The sequence below is a fragment of the Polynucleobacter sp. AP-Nickl1-40-C4 genome, assembly GCF_035012665.1.
Classification (GTDB): domain Bacteria; phylum Pseudomonadota; class Gammaproteobacteria; order Burkholderiales; family Burkholderiaceae; genus Polynucleobacter.
This window is the reverse complement of sequence record NZ_JAYGQR010000036.1, coordinates 1-255: the sequence shown is the minus strand read 5'-3', so window position 1 is coordinate 255 and position 255 is coordinate 1. Positions and strand designations below refer to the sequence as shown.

Here is a 255-nt window from a genome sequence, read left to right as displayed (position 1 = left end):
TAACCCAGTTATGAGTGGTTCAAATAATGTAAGCGTTGGCACCTATGGCCTATCTGCAGCCAACTTTGTAATCACCGGCAATAACATCACCAACATCTCTCCAGTGGTCACTGGGGACCTAACGGTTGCTCCACGGGCAATCACAATCATTGCGACACCTGCCACCTATGTATATAACGGTACCGTCAGAGTATTGGCTAATAACGCCGCCACCGCTGGTATTGTTGCGGGGGATTTGGTAACTATTTCAGATAC

General features: G+C 47.8%; 1 protein-coding gene. It reads left to right on the top strand.

Going from position 1 to position 255, the window contains the following annotated elements:
* Positions 1–10: 10 nt before the first annotated feature.
* Positions 11–255, top strand: a 245-nt coding sequence (locus VC182_RS11530; protein ID WP_323485381.1) for a hypothetical protein, incomplete at its 3' end; no start/stop codon positions are given.